Here is a 17,995-nt window from a genome sequence, read left to right as displayed (position 1 = left end):
GGTGAACATCTGGCAACCTCGGTTCCGGTTACTCGGGCCGCTGGAGATACGGCTGGACGGACTGGAGATCGCGCTGACCGGGCGGCAGCGTGCCCTGTGCTCCTTGTTGTTGGTGAGTGCCAACCGAAGCGTGTCCGTCGATCGTCTGGTCCAGGGGTTGCTGGGTGATCGTTCTCGCGGTTCGTCCGCTGGGCGAGTACGGGCCCTTGTCGCAGAGATCCGCCGCGCCTTCGGAGTGGCGGGGCGCGACCTCCTGGTGACCGAGAAGTCGGGCTACGCGATGAGGGTGGCGCCGGCTGACATTGACATATACGTGTTCGAGAGTCTGATCAAGGACGGAGCACAGTCGGTCGCGCGCGGTGCCTGGGCGGAGGCGTACCACTGTTATGACGATGCGGCTTCCCTGTGGCGGGGCGACCCTTTTCCGGATCTGTCGACCAGCGCGGAGGCGGAGCGTCGGCGCCTCGTCGAACTGCACGGAGCGGCTCTGGAGGGCAGAGCGCAGGCGGATCTGGAACTCGGTCGGTATGGCGCGGCCATCGCCGAGCTGGTCCGTCTCTCCGCTGAGTACCCGCTCCGGGAACATCCACATGCCCTGTTGATGCGAGCTCTGCAACGTGACGGTCGTACTTCCGAGGCGCTCGAGGTGTATCTGGCGTTGCGCGGCCGGTTGTCGAGGGAACTCGGCGTCGAACCCTCCAGCGAGCTGAGTGCCCTCCACCAAAGACTCCTCGCCGGTGTCGACTCGATCGCCACTACCCGGAATGCGGCCACGCGTGAGCACTCCCCTCGTGACACGCGAGTTCCGCACCAACTCCCACGCGCACCCCGCTTCTTCGTCGGACGCGGCACGGATGTCCGCCAGTTGGATGCCTGGTGGCGTGGCGGGGAGGACATCCTCCTGATTGTGGGACCCGCAGGAGTCGGGAAGACCGCGCTCGCTCTGCATTGGTCGCATCAGGTCGCCCGTGGCTTTCCCGATGGCCAACTCTTCTTGGACATGCGCGGGTTCGACGACGGCGAGCCGATGACGGTGGAGGAAGCGCTCCCCCTTCTCCTGCAGGGGCTTGGCATCGCTCCCCGTGATGTGCCTGTGGGTCTGGAGGCGCAAACCGCCCTGTATCGCACGCTGCTGGCGGAACGCCGGGTACTCGTCGTCCTCGACGACGTCGCGGACGCGGCTCTCGTGCGACGCCTGCTGCCCACCGCGGGTGGATCCCTGACGCTGGTCACCAGTCGGCACAAGCTGAGTGGCCTCGTAACCATGGACAGCGCACACAGGCTCATGTGCGATGTTCTGACGCCTGGCGCAGCCCTTAAGCTGTTGGGCAATTCGGTGGGCTCGGAAGTGGTCGCTGCAGATCCAGAGGCGGCCAACCGCCTGATTTCGCTCTGTGACCATCTCCCCCTGGCTTTGTGTGTGGCCGGCTCCTGGATAGGTGGCAGGCCCGGCAGTATCAGTTCGTACGTCGATGAGCTGGCGGAGCGCGGACGGCTGGCGCGGCTGCACGTCGAGGGGGAGGAAAGTGTGGCTGTCAGGGCCGCGCTCGATTTGTCGTACGCCACGTTGTCCGATGAGGCAAGCCGGGTGTTCCGGTCTCTTGGTCTCATGCCGGGAACCGGTCGCTCGGTCGCTGCCGTTGCCGCCGGCGCATTGCTGGATGAGGCACGTGTAGAGGACCTGTTGCGTCGCGCTCAGCAGGTGCATCTCTTGCGAGATACCGACCGTGGCCGTGCCACGTGGCATGACCTCGTGCACGAGTACGCCAGGGAGCGCGCGCTCAAGGAAGACAACGAGTCGGACCGGCGGGCAGCTGTTGAGCGCATCCTTGACCACTACCTTCAAAGCGCTATCAGTGCCGCCGAGGCATGTAAGTATTACGTTCCTCATGTCCGTCCGGAAGCAGTGGAAGGGGCGGCGCCACAGGAGTTCCGTGCATCAGATGAAGCGATTTCCTGGTTCGATAGTGAATGGGATGGCATTGCGGTAGCAATCGGATACGCCGCGGAACACGGACCGTATCGTTTCGCATGGCAGCTCGTGGATGCCTTGCAGGATCTCTTCCATCACAGGCGCCCCTTGTCTGACTGGGTACGGCTCGCTTCGTTGGCTCGAAAGGGCGCTGAGCGCGGAGGAGACTATATCGGCCAGGCCGCAATGGGCCTCGCCCTCGGACATGCTCGATGGCGAGAGGGAGACTTCAAGGGCGCTTTGCGGGAGTATGGGAACTGTGAGCGACTGGCTCGCCGAGCCGGATGGCTTTTTGGCGAGGCTGTGAGCCTTCAGGGAAGGGGGGTCACTCTTAAACTTCTGGGTCAGCCGCATGAGGCGCCACCCTATTACAAGAAGTCGCTCGCTATTTACCGACGTCTTGGCCGAGTGAAAAGCGTGAGAACCATGCTGATCAACATGGCATCCTTGTATCTCGCCCTCGGACAACTTGCCGACGCCGAGGACGCCGCGGTCGAGGGCCTGTCGCTCCTCAGTCAAGCGGGAGATCACACTCATGCCATGTGCCTGGTCAATCTGGGGCTCGTGCGGCAGAAGCAGGCAAGGTTCGACGAGGCCGTCGTAGCCTTGCGCGCTTCCATGGTCGCCGCACAGAACGCGGGCTCGGTCTATGCGGAGGCTGTGGCGCTGGAAGCGCTGGGCCGGGTGCGTGACGATGCTGGGCAGGGTGCCAGAGCGATCCAAGCGTTTGAGGATGCGATCACTCTGGCAGAGCGTGTCGGAAATCGTAATTGCCAGGTCGACTCCCTGATGGGTCTTGCCTCTGTGAAAGCCCGGGCGGGATTTACGCATGAGGCGGTCACTCGCCTCGGCACCGCCCGGGAAATGGCTGAGCAGACGGGTTACCACACGGGTCTTATCGAGATCCTTTGCTTGAGCGGTGTGCTCAACTGTGCTCGCGAGCGATACGATGAAGCGATAGCGCAGTTGGATAGGGCCTCCGAGATGGCCGAGTCCGGCAACCCTCTGACACTGCCACGCATTCGCACTGCAGCAGCACTGGCATTGCTGTGCAAGGGCGAGAACGTAATGGCCCTGGCCGCTGCTACCGAGGCCGCCGATCTTGCGAGTAGGTCAGGTCAAAGGCTTCTGCACGCCCGTGCCTTGATGGCTATGGCTGCCGCCCTTTCGGCCTCCGGGGAGCACGGGCGCGCCGAGGAGGAGCAGAGCGCTGCTCAGTCTCTTTTTGAACAGATTGGCGTTCCTCATATGCAGCGGGTGGCTGACTCCTGGCGCGTCCCGATGGCTGTGGAGGAACCGATCGGTACGAGGCGACGGCAGCAAGCGGAAGTTCCGGAAGATGCACACCTGCGGCTTGAGATCTTTCTGGCTCGTCACTTCGACTAGACGATGGACAGCGTTCCTGTGGGCTCTTGGATCAGTGTGTCCAAGCGAGGCGGACCAGAGGGGGTGTGCTGGTTCCTGAGCAGGATCCGTTCGTGCAGGGCACGCAGTTCAGGGCCAGGTTCGTCGCCCAGTGCATCGATCAGCTTGCCCCGTATGGTCTGGAAGCACAGCAGTGCCTCGTCCACTCGTCCGCTCTGGTAGAGCGCCAGCATCAACAGGCCGACTGCTCTCTCGTCGTGGGGGTGCAGCGCGACCAGATCGTGAAGCTGAGGGAGGTAGTCGTTGTGGCGGTTGAGGCGCAATCCCAACTCCGCGCTGGTCAGCAGGACTGAACGCCATTCGTGGCGAAGCGTCGCACGTGCAGCCTCTGCCCATGTGGCGTCTATCCCGCAGAGGGGATCGCCGTGCCACTGGGCCACTGCCTCTTCGTAGAGGTCAAGGGCCGCTTCCTGCTCCCCGCGGAAAGCGAGACTTCTTGCCTTCCGCGCCAGCGCACGGAAGCGGTACGTGTCGACGGTCTCGTCCTCGACTGCCAGGACATACCCGCTCTGCCGCCTGACCACCTCACACGAGCCATGTTCCGCATTGGTGGTGTGAAGAGCCTTCCGGAGGCGGGTAGCCAGCGTGTACAGCGCGTTCCGGGGATGGAGCGGGGGCCTGGCTTCCCAGATGCGGTCGATGACGTCCTGGTCACTTACGAAGATGTTCGGCGACCAGGCCAATGCCGCCAGCAGAAGACCTACCGCTGGAGAGATCGAAACCAGCTTCCGGTCCGCGGCATGCAGTTCGACACAGCCGAGAAGTTGAATGTTCACACAGGCCCCCGTCGGTGTTCGTACGGTTCATGCCACCACTGTGCTGTGCAGGTGTTCGGAATCCGCACGGATCATGCTCGGGGGAGGCCGTAGCGCTTTACCCTCTGCACCACGTGCACAGCTGACAGCGGCCTTCGCACCCAGGGGTGTAGCAGCAGTAGTAGGGGTAGCCGCTTCGGGTTTCGTACCAACAGTCCGGGTTGCACGCCGCTGCGGCCGCCGTGCGGGGAAGCAGTCGACCAACCGCCCGCTGGGCTGCGGCGAGGAGTGAACTGGTCACGTGGTTCTCCTGACTCGTCGTCGAAGGCCTGGGAGCAGGCCGCTGAGAGCCACCAGCCTGGCCGGGCGAACTTTCCGAAGTCTTTCGCCGGCCAGGAACCGTCTGCCGACCAAGTGATCGACTCCGGGATCAACCGTGGCGCTCGTCGTCTGCCTGCGCCGACCGGACCGGGAGGAGTCGGCCTTCCGGCAGGACGAGGGCTTCGATCGCGTCGTGTGCAGGTGCCTGGTCGCGCCCTGGGGTCCTTGCGCCGCAGGCGGGCTCGCGTGGGCAGGAGCCTGATCTGCCGAGTGACGTCCGGGCGGAGCCCGGGAAACCGCGGAGACGGCCGGGGCCGCCACCCCCCACAGGAGAGGCCCCGGCCGTCGCGCGGCACGGGCCGCGCGGCGGCCCGTACTTTCTTCAGCGTCATGAGTGCGGTTTCTGTCACACCCCGCCGGACCGGCTCCGGATCACGAGGTAGTTGCATTTTGTACGGACATGGACGAGCAGCGGTTTCAGGTCGTAACGTGCCTTTCGCGCCGGGCGCGGAAGTTGAATGATCAACGCGACTCTCGAACGATCACCACAACCCCTCGACGGCTCGAAGCGGCGACCATCGATCGCGACCACGTATTGAGGATTCACGGGTGCTGGGGGACGACGCGGAGTTGACTGCCGCGGTGCTTGCGGCACAGGACGGGGACGAGACCGCGTTCCGGACTGTGTACCGCGCGGTGCACCCGCGGCTGCTCGGATACGTCCGGACGCTGGTCGGTGATCCGGACGCCGAGGATGTGGCCTCCGAGGCCTGGCTCCAGATAGCCCGTGACCTGGACCGTTTCGACGGGGACGCGGACCGTTTCCGCGGCTGGGCCGCCCGTATAGCCCGCAACCGCGCCCTCGACCACATCCGGATGCGCGGCCGCCGCCCCGCCATCGGCGGCGACGAGACCGAGTTGTCCGGGAAGCCCGCCGAGTCGGACACCGCGGGCGAGGCCATCGAGGCGCTGGCCACCGACACCACCCTCTCGCTCATCGCCCGGCTGCCCCAGGATCAGGCCGAGGCCGTGGTGCTGCGCGTGGTGGTCGGCCTGGACGCCAAGACCGCCGCCGAGACCCTCGGCAAGCGTCCCGGCGCGGTACGGACGGCCGCGCACCGCGGTCTGAAACGGCTCGCCGAGCTCCTCGGCGAGGATCCGGAATCTGCCGGCGCGCTCGATGCCCTGCCGCCGCAGCGAGAACCGCAGGACAGTGCGGTGACGTCCGCGAGTGTGACGCATATGCGTCCGCGGACGCAGAAGGACATGTGATGGCCGACGAGAGCTACAGGTGGCTGGACCTCGAGACAGCGGAGCGGTTGCTGCGCGGAGAGTCACTGGAAGCTGTCGACGAGGCCGCCCGCGACCAGGCCGAGCGGCTCGCGAAAACGCTGGACGCGCTGACCGTCGAACCTGCCCCGACCAGCGGCGAACTCCCCGGTGAGGAGGCCGCGCTGGCCGTGTTCCGCAAGGTGCGCGCGGAGCGTTCGGACGACTGGGTGAGCCCGCCGGCCCGGGACCGGCACCGGACCGGAACCGGTTCCGCCGACGCCGGTCTCGTGCGGATCGGCGCCCCGGACACGGGGGCCGGCCGTCCCCGCAGGCGGCGTTCCGCGCACCTCGGACTGGCCGCCGTACTGGCGGCCGGGATGGTGGGCGGAGTGGCTGTCGTGGCCGGAATCGGAGTCCTGCCGAACCAAGGGGACGGCGAACCGGAACCCGCGGCGACGGTGTCGGCCGCCGCCACCCCGGACGGCCCGCGCGACTCGCCCTCGGTCTCGCCCCCTCACGTCGTGCCCTCGCCCGGGGGCTCCCCCTCCGGTGGGGCCGGCTCCCGGGACACAGCGCGCGGCGACACCGGAGCGGCCCCCGACAAGGGTTCCGAAGGGCTGGGCGTACGGCCCCGCCGCGACTGGAACGGAGCAGCCTCGGCCTGCCGGGACGTGCGCGCCGGAAAGAAGCTCGACTCGACCCGCGAGCGCTCGCTGGAGGGCGCGGCGGGCGGCACCTCACAGGTCTGGAAGTACTGCAAGGGTGTCCTGTCCGGCAGCGGCACCCGCGACACCGAGTCCGCCCCCGACGACCGAAAGGGCGATCGCAAGGGCGACGGCAAGGGCGACGGCAAGGGCGACGGCAAGGGCGACCACGAGGACAACGACAAGGGCGGCCACGGCGACGGGCATGGCCGGGGCGACGGACACGGTCACCACCACAACCAGTTCACGTCCCCCCGCGAGAACCACCACGCCCCCGACGGCGGCACCACCTCGGACGCCCCGCTCGCCACGACCGGGGCAACGATGTCACCGGATCCGGATCCGAGCCCGTCGTGCAGCGCACTCTGACTGCGCACCACGTCATTGACCTGCATTTTTCCCACCCGTCGCGGTTTCGTTCGCGGTGGGTGTGACGTTTTCGGAGGCCGGAGCGCAGTACTGAGTGAGCCGACTGGTCATCGGCCGTCGCACAGAGCCGGGGTTCCCCCCGTACCTACGGCTCGTGCACCTGGCGCGGGCGGGACACGTTCCCCCGGTCCCGTCCGCGCCCCTGACTCCTCCTCGCGCACCTCACCAGTGGACGACGACCTTGTCGCCGTTGCGCACCTGAGCGAACAGGTCCGCGATCGCCGTCTCGTCCCGGACGTTGACGCAGCCGTGCGAGCCGCCCGCGTATCCGTTGGCGGCGAAGTCTGCCGAGTAGTGCACCGCCTGGCCGCCACTGAAGAACATGGCGTACGGCATCGGGGAGTCGTAGAGCGTCGACACATGGTGCCTTGACTTCCAGTAGACGCTGAACACGCCCTCACGGGTCGGTGTGCCCACCGAGCCGAAGCGGACCGACACGGTCATGACCGTCCGCCCGTCGATCATCCAGCGCAGGGTCCGGCTCGTCTTGCTGATGCACAGCACCCGCCCGGTCAGACAGCGCGGGTCCGGCGCGTCGGCCGGCTGGCCGCCCATCAGATAGAGCTCCCACTTGCCCGGCTCGTGCGTCATGGCCTTCAGCCGCTTCCAGGTGACCGTGTCGGTCCTCCCGGTCCTCGGCAGCCCGCGCTTGCCCTGGAACCCCTTCACCGCCCGCTCGGTGAGATCGTCGTACGACCCGGTCGGCCCGTCGTAGAGCCACGCGACCTGGCGCAGCCGGGCCTGCAACTCCCGTACGTCCCGCCCGGAGTCGCCTCTCGACCACAGCACGGCGGGCGCGGGGGCCGCACCGGACGTGGACGTGGACGGCGTCGCACTCGGCTTCGGGTCGTCGCCGGCCGGTGGTGTGCTGTGCTGCGGGACCTCGATCCGCACCGGCAGACGCCGCTTGCCGTCCCCGTCGGCGGTCCGCACCGTACAGCCGCAGGCCAGCCCCAGGACCAGCAGCGCGGCGAACGCTCTCCCCATGCCCGTACTACGCATCCGGACCCCCTGTCGTCTCACCGGCGTCCCCTGATGTCTCCCCCCGGACGGCCGGTCGCGAACGACCGGCGGCGCTTCGCCCGAGACCGCAATACGGTGGTGGGCATGACGCGTGAGTCGGAGTCCGGACTGCCCATCGAACCCGTCTACGGTCCCGAGGCCCTGGAGGGCTGGGACCCGGCCGAGAAGCTCGGCGCACCGGGCGGGTACCCCTTCACGCGGGGCGTGTACCCGTCGATGTACACGGGCCGCCCCTGGACCATGCGCCAGTACGCCGGTTTCGGCACCGCGACGGAGTCCAACGCCCGCTACCGGCAGCTGATCGCCCACGGCACGACCGGACTGTCGGTCGCCTTCGACCTGCCCACCCAGATGGGCCACGACTCCGACGCCCCGATCGCGCACGGCGAGGTCGGCAAGGTCGGGGTCGCCGTCGACTCGGTCGACGACATGCGGGTGCTGTTCGACGGGATTCCGCTGGACCAGGTGTCCACGTCGATGACGATCAACGCGCCGGCCGCCCTGCTGCTCCTGATGTACCAACTGGTCGCCGAGGAGCAGGGGGTCGGCGCCGACCGGCTGACCGGCACGGTCCAGAACGACGTGCTGAAGGAGTACATCGCGCGCGGGACGTACATCTTCCCGCCCAAGCCCTCGCTGCGGCTGACCGCGGACATCTTCCAGTACTGCAGGGCCGAGATCCCGAGGTGGAACACGATCTCGATCTCCGGCTACCACATGGCGGAGGCGGGTGCCTCGCCCGCGCAGGAGATCGCCTTCACCCTCGCCGACGGCATCGAGTACGTGCGCACGGCGGTCGCGGCCGGCATGGACGTCGACGACTTCGCCCCACGGCTGTCGTTCTTCTTCGTGGCGCGGACGACGATCCTGGAGGAGGTGGCCAAGTTCCGTGCGGCGCGCAGGATCTGGGCGCGGGTGATGCGGGACGAGTTCGGCGCGCGGAACCCGAAGTCGCTGATGCTGCGCTTCCACACGCAGACGGCCGGGGTGCAGCTGACGGCCCAGCAGCCGGAGGTGAACCTGGTCCGGGTCGCCGTCCAGGGCCTGGCGGCGGTCCTCGGCGGCACGCAGTCGCTGCACACCAACTCCTTCGACGAGGCGATCGCGCTGCCGACGGACAAGTCGGCGCGGCTGGCGCTGCGCACCCAGCAGGTGCTGGCCTACGAGACCGACGTGACCGCGACCGTGGACCCGTTCGCCGGCTCGTACGTCGTCGAGAAGATGACCGACGACGTCGAGGCGGCCGCGCTGGACCTGATGCGGAAGGTCGAGGACCTCGGTGGCGCGGTCGCCGCCATCGAGCACGGCTTCCAGAAGAACCAGATCGAGCGCAACGCCTACCGGATCGCCCAGGAGACCGACTCCGCCGAACGGGTGGTCGTGGGCGTCAACCGCTTCCAGCTCGACGAGGAGGAGCCGTACGAGCCGCTCCGCGTCGACCCCGCCATCGAGGCCCAGCAGGCCGAACGCCTCGCGAGGCTCCGCGCCGGACGCGACCGGTCCGCGGTGGACGCGGCCCTCGCCGCCCTCAAGAAGGCGGCCGAGAGCGAGGACAACGTCCTGTACCCGATGAAGGACGCGCTGAAGGCCCGGGCGACGGTGGGGGAGGTGTGCAACGCGCTGCGCGAGGTCTGGGGGACGTACGTGCCCTCGGATGCCTTCTGAGCCGGGCGATCGGTCGTCGGTGGACACGCTCCTCGACGGCTGACCGCCCTCACGCGCCGAACCGGCCCAGACGGTCCATGAGCCCGTCCGCCTGGTCACCGGCCCAGCCGACGTAACCGTCGGGACGCACCAGGAACAGCCCCTTTCCGTACGACGGCTGCTCGTCACCCGTGACCACCCGCACCGACTCCGGCAGCGGCGGTGCCTCGACGCCCACCGCCACCAGCGTCCAGTGCGGGCCCCGGAACGCGTCGAAGAGGCGGACGCCGGCCAGCCTGCCGTCGGGGGCGCGGTCGCCGGCGCGGAGCCCGCTCGGTGCCGTGCGGGTCTCCGCCGACAGGGACGACTCCCGGTAACCCAGGGCCAGTTGGCGGGTCGCGTCGCCCCGCCGGACCTCTCCCCGGTGCACGCCCGTCGAGAGGCCGAGCATCTGCGCGGCGATGGGACGGCGTTCCTCCTCGTAGGTGTCCAGGAGGGCGGCCGGGGCCCCGGCGCGAAGCACCGCTCCCAGCTTCCAGCCCAGGTTGTACGCGTCCTGGACGCTGGTGTTCAGGCCCTGGCCGCCCGCGGGGGAGTGGACGTGGGCCGCGTCCCCGGCGAGGAAGACCCGGCCGGAGCGGAAGCTGTCCGCGAGGGCCGCGCGGGGCCGGAAGTCGGAGGCCCAGCGGAGCTCCGTCACCGCCTCGGGGGCGAGGTGCGAGCGGGCCGCGACGACCTCGCGGACGGCGTCCAGGGACAGGTCCACCCGCGTGCCCTCCGGGAACTGGGCCACGACCTGGAAGTCCTCCGTGCCGGCGAGCGGGCAGATTGAGAGATAGCCGGCGTCCTCCCCGCGGGGCGGGAAGATGTGCCAGTTGTCCCGGTCGAGGCCGGTGACGCGGACGTCCGCGACGAGCAGCGGGTGGGGGTCCACCGTCTCCCCGGTCATGCCGATGCCCAGCGCGCGGCGGACGGCCGAGCGCCCGCCGTCGGCGGCGACCACGTACCGGGCGCGGACGTCCTCGCCCGCCGCGAAACGCACGGTCACCCCTTCCGCGTCCTGCTCAAGGCCGACGGCCTCCCGGCCGAAGGACACCCGCCCGCCCAGCTCCTCCAGCCGTGCGGACAACACCTTCTGGGTGCGCCACTGGGGGACCATCCAGGGCGCGTTGTACGGGGAGTCCTCCGTCGGCTCGGCCGGGTCGAACATCCGGTGCTCGCCGACCCGCTCGCCGTCCTGCCAGACCATGCCGACCGGATAGGGCCCGCCGATCGCGAGGATCGCGTCGAGCACGCCGAAGTCGTCGAAGACCTCCATGGTGCGCGGCTGGAGGCCCTTGCCGCGTGAGCCCGGGAACAGCCGGTGGGCCTTCTCCACGACCAGCGCGTCCACGCCTCGCCGGGCGAGGTCGATGCCGAGGGCGAGGCCGGTGGGGCCCGCGCCGACGATCAGTACGTCCGTGTTCACACCCATCTCCTTAACGGTGTTAAGTGCCATCGACTCCGAGCGTGCCCTTAACGCTGTTAAGCTGTCAAGCGTGAGTACGGAGAAACGCCCGCCCCTCGACCGCGCGAGGGTCGCCGACACCGCCCTGAAGCTGCTGAACGAGGTCGGCCTCGACGGCCTCAGCCTGCGGGCCATCGCCAGGGAACTCGACGTCAAGGCCCCCGCCCTGTACTGGCACTTCAAGGACAAGCAGGCGCTGCTCGACGAGATGGCGACCGAGATGTACCGGCGGATGGTCGCCGGGACCGCGCTCGACCCGTCCGACACCTGGCGCGAGCGGCTCCTCAAGGCCAACCGCGGCCTGCGCGCCGCGCTGCTCGGCTACCGCGACGGCGCCAAGGTCTACAGCGGCTCACGCTTCACGGGGCTGGTCCACGTCGAGCAGATGGAGGAGACCCTGCGCCTGTTCACGGCCGCCGGATTCACCCTCGCCCAGGCGGTCCGGGCCCAGTCGACGACGTACTACTACACCCTCGGCTTCGTCACGGAGGAGCAGGGCGTGGAGCCACTGCCCGGGGAGCGCCGAGAGGGCTTCGACGTGGCGGAACGCGCCCGCCTGATGGCCGACTTCCCGCTGTCGGCCGCGGCGGGCACGGAGATCTTCCAGGACTTCGACCAGCACTACGAGGAGGGCCTCGCGCTGGTGCTGGCCGGGATCGAACGGCAGTACCGACCTACCGGGCCCGGGCCTTCCGCACCGCGCGTGTGACCACGGGGGCGGCGGCGCGGCTTCGGAGGAGGGCTCGGTGCCGCCGTGGGTGCCCATGTAGCGCCGGGAGCGCGGGAACGGAGTGCCTGCATTCTGCGCCCGCGCCCGCATCGCCGGGATCGAACGGCAGTACCGGCCTAGCGGGCCCTGACCTTGCGTACGGCGCGTGTGACCACGGGCGGCAGCAGGTCCACGGCGATCCGGCGGGCCGGAGAGCGGCGCGGCCGCGGAGGAGGGCTCGGTGCGGCCACCGGCTCCACATAGTGCCGGGAGCGCGGGAACGGCGGCGCCTGCATCTTCTGCGCCCGCGTCCGCACCAGCCGGTGACCGGCCGCCTCCTGGACGCTCAGGCCCACGTCCGTCCGCTCCCGCAGCATCGCAAGGAGCTCCTCCTGGACCGGCTCCGGATCACCCCAGGTCGCGTACAGCTTCTGCGTGCTGAGGCAGATCGGCCGCAGATCGCGGTTGAGCACCGCCTCCCACACGGCGACCGAGACGCCCGGGGTGTGCTCGGAGCGGAAGTCGTCCAGGACGACGATGCCGTCGGGGAGCAGGATCTCGCGGGCGGCGCCGATGTCGCCGTACACGTGCTCGTACAGGTGCGAGGCGTCGATGTGGACGAACCGGCAGGTGCCCGGCGCCACTTCGCCGGGGACGACCGAGGTGGGCCCCTCGATCACCTTCGGCAGGGCGTCGTGGAAGGAGAGGTAGTTCCGCTCGAAGGCCTGCCGCGTGAGGGAGGCGTACGACTTCGTGGTCTCCGCGCGGTTGGCGCCGTCCGGTGCCTCGCCCCCGAACAGGTCGCACACCGTGAACCGCTCGCCGTCCCGCAGGTGCTGCCCGAGCAGGATCGCGCTCTTGCCCATGTACGCGCCCAGTTCCAGCAGGTCACCGGGTTTCTCCTGGCGCTCCAGGAACCAGCTGAACAGCATCTGGTCGAGCGGCGGGAACCACCCGGGTACGTCACGGAGTTCACCGGGATACCTGTACGTGTGCTGTGCGTCACCCATGAGACCAGTGTCCTCATCCAGCGGCGACGGAGCGGTCGGCGAAACGAACGTCAGGTGAACAGCGTCAGAGCGTCTTGTTGAGCGCGGTCCGCAGTCGCGGGGTCAGCCGGTCCTCCACGAAGCGGTTCAGCAGCCAGGCCAAGGTCAGCATCACGGCGAGGGTCAGGGCGAAGGTCACGGCCGACGGCAGGCCCAGGTCGCGGTGGAGGACCTTGATCACCACCCAGCCCAGGTGCTCGTGCACCAGGTAGAAGGGGTACGTCAAAGCCCCGGCCACCGTCAGCCAGCGCCAGTTGGCCCACCTCAGCCAGCCCAGCGCGATCGCGGCGACCGCGACGAAGCCGAAGGCGACCACCAGCATGATGCCCAGCGAGGTGCGGTGGGCGAAGGCGTGGGGGTCGGACACGTTCCACAGCGACTGGACCGCGTAGTGCTGCCCGATCAGGAAGCTGACCGCCACGATGCCCCACGCGTACACGTCCCGCCGGTCGCGGTGGACGAGGTAGAGGCCGACACCGCCGATGAAGTAGGAGGCGTACTCGGGCATGAACACCACGTCGAGCAGCGGCTGGTGCGCGGCCTGCGTGATCGCCGCCGCCAGCGTCCAGCCGGCGCAGAACATGATCACCCGGCGCCGGGAGGCCCCCGGCAGCACCACGCACAGTGCGAACAGCGCGTAGAAGCGGACCTCCGCCCACAGCGTCCAGCAGACGCCTAGCACCCGGTCGACGCCCAGCGGCATCTGAAGCATCGTCATGTTCACCAGGACGTCGCTGGGCGACAGCGCCTTGTAGGCGACCATCGGCAATGCGAACACCGCCGTGACCAGCAGAACCGCGGCCCAATAGGCGGGCAGCAACCGGGAGGCGCGGGAGGCGAAGAACGACTTCAGGGGCCGACCCCAGCCGCTCATGCAGATCACGAATCCGCTGATCACGAAAAAGACCTGGACGCCGAGGCAGCCATAGGAGAAATAGGTGTGCAGCGTCGGGAACTGGTGTTGTGCGGAGCTTCCCCAGGACTGGGTGATGTCGCCGCCGCGGCCGCCGTAGTGGTACGCGGCCACCATCAACGCGGCCACCAGACGCAGTCCGTCCAGGGCCCGCAGCCGGTTCTCCCGGGGGCGCGGTGCGGGCAGTGGGCCTTCCGGCCGCCGGGGCAGGTCGGGTGCCGGCCGGACGGTCATGCTGGTCACGGAAATCCCCTTCGCAAGCTCCGAAGAGCCTATGTCACTCCTGTGGATGCGCCTCAGCACGTTAGTCCGAATCACGGCGATGTCTTACTCACCGGATCAACGATTGGCCTTCTGGTCCCGGTGAGTTCACCTGAATGTCGTTTTGACTTCCTAAGTTCGCCCAGAATCCCCCCACGTCGCAGTAAACCCAAGAACTTGCCTTTGCTTTGGCAAGAAAACAACAGGAGTGCCATGACGACGGTCCAGAAGAGGCGTGCACGCGCGCGTGGAGGGGAGCTGGACGACTGCCTGCGCGCCTGCGCGGCGCACAGCGGCAAGGTGGTCGGCAGTATCGACCGCCGCCGTGTCGAGCTCGGTGAGCAGTTGCGCAAGCTGCTCGTCGTCTGGGGCACCACCGCCACGGCCACCCCGGCGGCGCCCGCCTCGTCGGGTGCGACCGCCCTGCTGAAGCGGGCCGTCAAGGGTGCCCCGAGCCCCTCGTCGAACATCCCGGCCGAACTGCTCGACGCCCTGCTGGCCGTCGCCAACAAGGCCCTGGAGTGCGGCTACGACGACGAGCTGAACCTCGCCCTGATCATCAGCGACACGGTCCTCGCCCAGCGGAAGAACTCCCGCGCCGGCTGGCGGCTGCGTGCCCGGCTCCTGGAGACCCTCGGCGAGGAGGCCGAGGCGCTGGAGGCGTACGAGAAGTACCTGAGCCTCACCGACGACGACGGCTTCGGCGTCCGCGCCCGCATCGCGGGCCTGCGCATCGCCGGGGAGAAGGAGCGCGAACTCCTCGAACTCCTCAAAGGCCAGGTCCCTGGTGCCCGCGCCTTCGCCGGCCGCCCCGCCACCGACGTGTGGGCCGAGGGCCTGGCCGCGCACGCCCTCGGCGACTGGGCCGAGGCCGAGCCGCGGCTGGTGGGAGCGCTCCTCTCGCTGGACGACGAGAACGCCCCGGTGCAGGAGCGGCAGGAACTGCTCAGCCAGTACCTCGACCTGCGCTCCACCGAGGACACCGACGGCGCCGCGCTCACCCGCGCGGTCGAGCTCTACGCCGAACAGCGCCGCAACCGGATGCGCGGCCCGGTCGACGACCCCACCATCGGTGGCGTGCAGTGGATCACCCTCGGCGAGTTCCGCAACCAGATCGCCGGCAAGTCGATCTGCCTGATCGCCAACTCCGGTCGTGTGGGCGCGAGTTCGATGGGCGCCGAGATCGACGCGTACGACCTCGTCGTCCGCTTCAACTCGTACCGCATCGACCCGAGGCACACCGGCGCCAGGACGGACATCCACGTCACGATCCACAAGCACGGCTTCAACTGGGACCAGCAGGTCACCACCCGCCTCGTCTTCGGCGGTGTCTCCGGCGACTGGAAGTACTCGCTGCGCAACCGCCTGGTGCCCGGCGCCCAGACCTACCTCGGCGACGAGTCGCTGCGCTGGCCCCTGCGCAACATCGGCAAGGTCGGCACCGATGTCTGGTCCGGCATCCCGACCTCGGGCTTCAACATGCTGTGGCTGCTGGACTTCCTCGACGTGAGCCCGAGGCTCGACCTGATCGGCTTCGACTTCTACGAGAGCGGCGCCTACCGGGTCCAGGAAGCGATGAAGCTCGCCATCACGTCCGTGCACGAATACACCAGCGAGAAGGCATGGGTCATGGAGCGGGCCCAGAGCGTGACCGACACGAGGATATCCCTGCGATGACCACCAACTCCCTGATCGGGACCGCCGCCCCCCTGGCCCCGGTGACCGACGCACACGCGCTCACCGGCAAGCGGAAGATCGCCTTCGCCAGCTTCGTCGACGAGAACTACCTGCCCGGCTTCCTCGTCCTGCTGCGCAGTCTCGCGCTGACCAACCCGGACGTGTGCGAGGACTTCGTCGTCCTCTACGACGACCTGCGCCCCGGCTCCATTGCACAGATCCGCGCTCTGCACCCGCGGATCGTCCTCCAGCGCGTCGACGCCGACCGATACGACTCGTACAAGAAGGGCGACCAGGACAACTACCTGGTCCGCAAGGCGTACTTCATCCTGGACGTCTTCAGGATCCGCGCGTACGACACCATCATCACCCTCGACACCGACATGGTGGTGCTCGGCGGCCTCGGTGAACTCCTGCGGCTGCGCGAGGGACTGGCGGCCGTCCCGCAGTTCTTCTACGGGCAGCACAAGCTCAACTCCGGTCTGCTCGTCATCCAGCGCGAGTACCTGAGCGACTCCTTCTGCGCGCGGCTCGACAAGTGCGGCCGCTCCGGCGACTACGAGCTCGACAAGCACGACCAGGGCATCCTCAACGCCGTCCTGGACGGCGACTTCGTGCGCCTCGACGCCCGCTACAACTTCGTCAAGCGGCGGCTGTCCGGCGACCTCCCGGTCCCCGACGACACCGCGATCCTGCACTTCACCGGCCGCCACAAGCCCTGGCAGGGCGGCGAGGCCGGGTACAGCCGGGCCGAGGAGCGCTGGCGCGAGTTCGAGCTGACCGACGCCGAGTTCCAGGCCGCCTACATGGAGCAGCAGGGGAGCCTGCACCACGACCTGATCGTGCACTACGGCACCCCGCACGTGGCCCGCACCGGGGACGTCGAGGCCGCCCGCAAGGTGGCGGCCGCCCACATCTCCTCCGGCGACTACCAGGACGCCGTCGACGTCCTCAGCGGCGTCCGCATCCCGCTCGACGAGGCCTGGCCGCACGAGGTCCTCGGCCACGCCCTGATGAGCGTCTCCCGCTACGACGAGGCGAAGACCCAGCTCCTGCTGGCCTCCGCCGCCCCCAACCGGGCCGCCACCGCCTACGCCCGCCTCGCCCAGATGGCCTGGGTGCACGGCGACAACACCGAGGCCCTGCGGCACGCCACCGCCGGCCTGGCCGTCGACCCCACCCACCGCTCCAGCCGCCTGTGGGCGCAGCGCGCCTCCGCCGTGCCGCCCCAGGAACTGGGCGCCCCCGAGGACCAGTTGGCGCACGTCGCCTTCTACATGGACCGGCAGGGCAACGCGGGCGACAAACTCCTCCCGGAGAGCGTCCGCTCCGCCTTCGGCCCGGACACCACCTCCCGCCGCTGGCACTCGGTGCACGCCCACCGCCTCTTCGACGAGGGCGCCCTCCAGCGCGTCAACCGCCGTCGCGGCCTGGTCATCGGAGGCGGCGGCCTGTTCATCCCGGACACCATGCCCAACGGCAACAGCGCCTGGCAGTGGAACGTCCCGGACGAGCTCCTCAAGCGCATCGGCGTGCCCATCGCGGTCTTCGCCGTCGGCTTCAACGCCTTCGACGGCCAGTCCTACCGGGCCAACCGCTTCCGCGACTCACTGCGGCTGCTCGTCGAGCAGTCCTCCTTCTTCGGACTGCGCAACCACGGCTCCATCGAGAAGGTCCGGGCCATGGTCCCGGCCCATCTCCACGACAAGATCCGCTTCCAGCCCTGCCCCACGACGGTCACCCGCCAGCTGGTGCCCGGCTGGCAGGACCCGGCCGAGCGCGACGACACCATCCTCATCAACGCCGCCTACGACCGGGCCGGCCTGCGCTTCGGCCACGACTACGGCTACTTCCTGGCCCAGATGGCCAAGGCCGTCCGTGACCTGGGCGCACTGGCCGAGGTCCAGTGCGTGGCGCACTCCCTGGACGACGAGAAGATCGTCTTCGACCTGCGGCGCGAGCACGGCATCTCGCTGCCGGTCATCCCGATGTACGACTTCGGGAACAAGGAGATCCTCGACCTCTACGCCCGCACCAAGCTGGTCATCGGCATGCGCGGCCACGCGGGCATGATCCCCTTCGGCTGCGGCACCCCGATCATCAGCCTCATCTCGCACCCGAAGATGGCGTACTTCCTGCGGGACATCGAGCGGCCCGAGTGGGGGGTCTCGGTCCACGACCGCCACCTCGCCGACCGTCTGGTGGAGCGCTCGAAGGAACTCCTCGCCGACCACGACGGGACGGTCGCCGACGTCCACGGCCGCCAGCAGGAGCTGTGGAAGGTCACCGAGGCCAACGCGGCCGACCTGCGGGTCCTCCTGGGCGGCTGAGCAC

At 68.9% G+C, this 17,995-nt stretch carries 12 protein-coding genes; 7 read left to right on the top strand and 5 right to left on the bottom strand.

From position 1 onward, the window contains the following. Window position 1 precedes the first annotated feature (1 nt). Window positions 2-3,358 carry a BTAD domain-containing putative transcriptional regulator gene (locus D1369_RS15190; RefSeq protein WP_007384257.1) on the top strand — a complete coding sequence of 1,119 codons (3,357 nt, stop codon included), beginning with the start codon at window positions 2-4 and terminating at the stop codon, window positions 3,356-3,358. Here D1369_RS15190 and D1369_RS15185 read toward each other — a convergent pair. Further along, on the bottom strand, window positions 3,355-4,173 hold the full coding sequence (locus D1369_RS15185; protein WP_007384258.1) for an AfsR/SARP family transcriptional regulator: 819 nt from the start codon (window positions 4,171-4,173) through the stop codon (window positions 3,355-3,357). The two genes, D1369_RS15190 and D1369_RS15185, sit on opposite strands and share 4 nt — an antisense overlap. A gap of 909 nt (window positions 4,174-5,082) precedes the next feature. Between D1369_RS15185 and D1369_RS15180 the strand changes: the two genes are divergently transcribed. Together D1369_RS15180 and D1369_RS42710 are read left to right on the top strand one after the other, a co-directional pair. Further along, window positions 5,083-5,745 carry an RNA polymerase sigma factor gene (locus D1369_RS15180; protein ID WP_007384259.1) on the top strand — a complete coding sequence of 221 codons (663 nt, stop codon included), beginning with the start codon at window positions 5,083-5,085 and terminating at the stop codon, window positions 5,743-5,745. Then, window positions 5,745-6,818 (top strand): hypothetical protein, encoded by a 1,074-nt coding sequence (locus D1369_RS42710; protein WP_037901231.1) that lies wholly within the window; start codon window positions 5,745-5,747, stop codon window positions 6,816-6,818. Before D1369_RS15180 ends, D1369_RS42710 begins: the two co-directional genes overlap by 1 nt. Before the next feature lie 222 nt (window positions 6,819-7,040). On the opposite strand, the gene D1369_RS15165 is transcribed toward D1369_RS42710, so the two are convergent. After that, window positions 7,041-7,865: a L,D-transpeptidase family protein gene (locus tag D1369_RS15165; protein ID WP_037901233.1), complete on the bottom strand. Its 825-nt coding sequence runs from the start codon at window positions 7,863-7,865 to the stop codon at window positions 7,041-7,043. Between the two features lie 120 nt (window positions 7,866-7,985). On the opposite strand from D1369_RS15165, the gene D1369_RS15160 reads away from it, so the two are divergent. After that, window positions 7,986-9,566: a methylmalonyl-CoA mutase family protein gene (locus tag D1369_RS15160; protein WP_037901234.1), complete on the top strand. Its 1,581-nt coding sequence runs from the start codon at window positions 7,986-7,988 to the stop codon at window positions 9,564-9,566. Window positions 9,567-9,615: 49 nt separating this feature from the next. Here D1369_RS15160 and D1369_RS15155 read toward each other — a convergent pair whose 3' ends face one another. Beyond that, window positions 9,616-11,013 (bottom strand): FAD-dependent oxidoreductase, encoded by a 1,398-nt coding sequence (locus D1369_RS15155; protein ID WP_037903610.1) that lies wholly within the window; start codon window positions 11,011-11,013, stop codon window positions 9,616-9,618. 70 nt (window positions 11,014-11,083) lie between these two features. On the opposite strand from D1369_RS15155, the gene D1369_RS15150 reads away from it, so the two are divergent. Further along, a complete protein-coding gene (locus tag D1369_RS15150; protein ID WP_007384264.1) occupies window positions 11,084-11,761 on the top strand; it encodes a TetR/AcrR family transcriptional regulator in 678 nt (225 codons plus the stop codon). Window positions 11,762-11,898: 137 nt separating this feature from the next. Here the strand turns inward: D1369_RS15150 and D1369_RS15145 are convergent, their stop codons facing one another. Together D1369_RS15145 and D1369_RS15140 are read right to left on the bottom strand one after the other, a co-directional pair. Further along, the gene (locus D1369_RS15145; protein WP_007384265.1) at window positions 11,899-12,771 is read right to left on the bottom strand and encodes a class I SAM-dependent methyltransferase; all 873 of its coding nucleotides are present in this window, start codon (window positions 12,769-12,771) and stop codon (window positions 11,899-11,901) included. A gap of 64 nt (window positions 12,772-12,835) precedes the next feature. Next, window positions 12,836-13,957, bottom strand: coding sequence for an acyltransferase (locus D1369_RS15140; protein WP_037901235.1), 1,122 nt, complete (start codon window positions 13,955-13,957; stop codon window positions 12,836-12,838). 240 nt (window positions 13,958-14,197) lie between these two features. Between D1369_RS15140 and D1369_RS15135 the strand changes: the two genes are divergently transcribed. Together D1369_RS15135 and D1369_RS15130 are read left to right on the top strand one after the other, a co-directional pair. Next, window positions 14,198-15,661 carry a glycosyltransferase family 29 protein gene (locus tag D1369_RS15135; RefSeq protein WP_007384267.1) on the top strand — a complete coding sequence of 488 codons (1,464 nt, stop codon included), beginning with the start codon at window positions 14,198-14,200 and terminating at the stop codon, window positions 15,659-15,661. After that, window positions 15,658-17,991 carry a glycosyltransferase gene (locus D1369_RS15130; protein WP_007384268.1) on the top strand — a complete coding sequence of 778 codons (2,334 nt, stop codon included), beginning with the start codon at window positions 15,658-15,660 and terminating at the stop codon, window positions 17,989-17,991. Before D1369_RS15135 ends, D1369_RS15130 begins: the two co-directional genes overlap by 4 nt. The last annotated feature ends 4 nt before the right edge of the window (window positions 17,992-17,995 follow it).

Origin of the sequence: Streptomyces sp. CC0208 (assembly GCF_003443735.1) — a bacterium.
GTDB lineage: Bacteria > Actinomycetota > Actinomycetes > Streptomycetales > Streptomycetaceae > Streptomyces > Streptomyces sviceus.
Note: the sequence above shows the minus strand (reverse complement) of the source record. Positions and strands in the feature narration are given on the sequence as shown.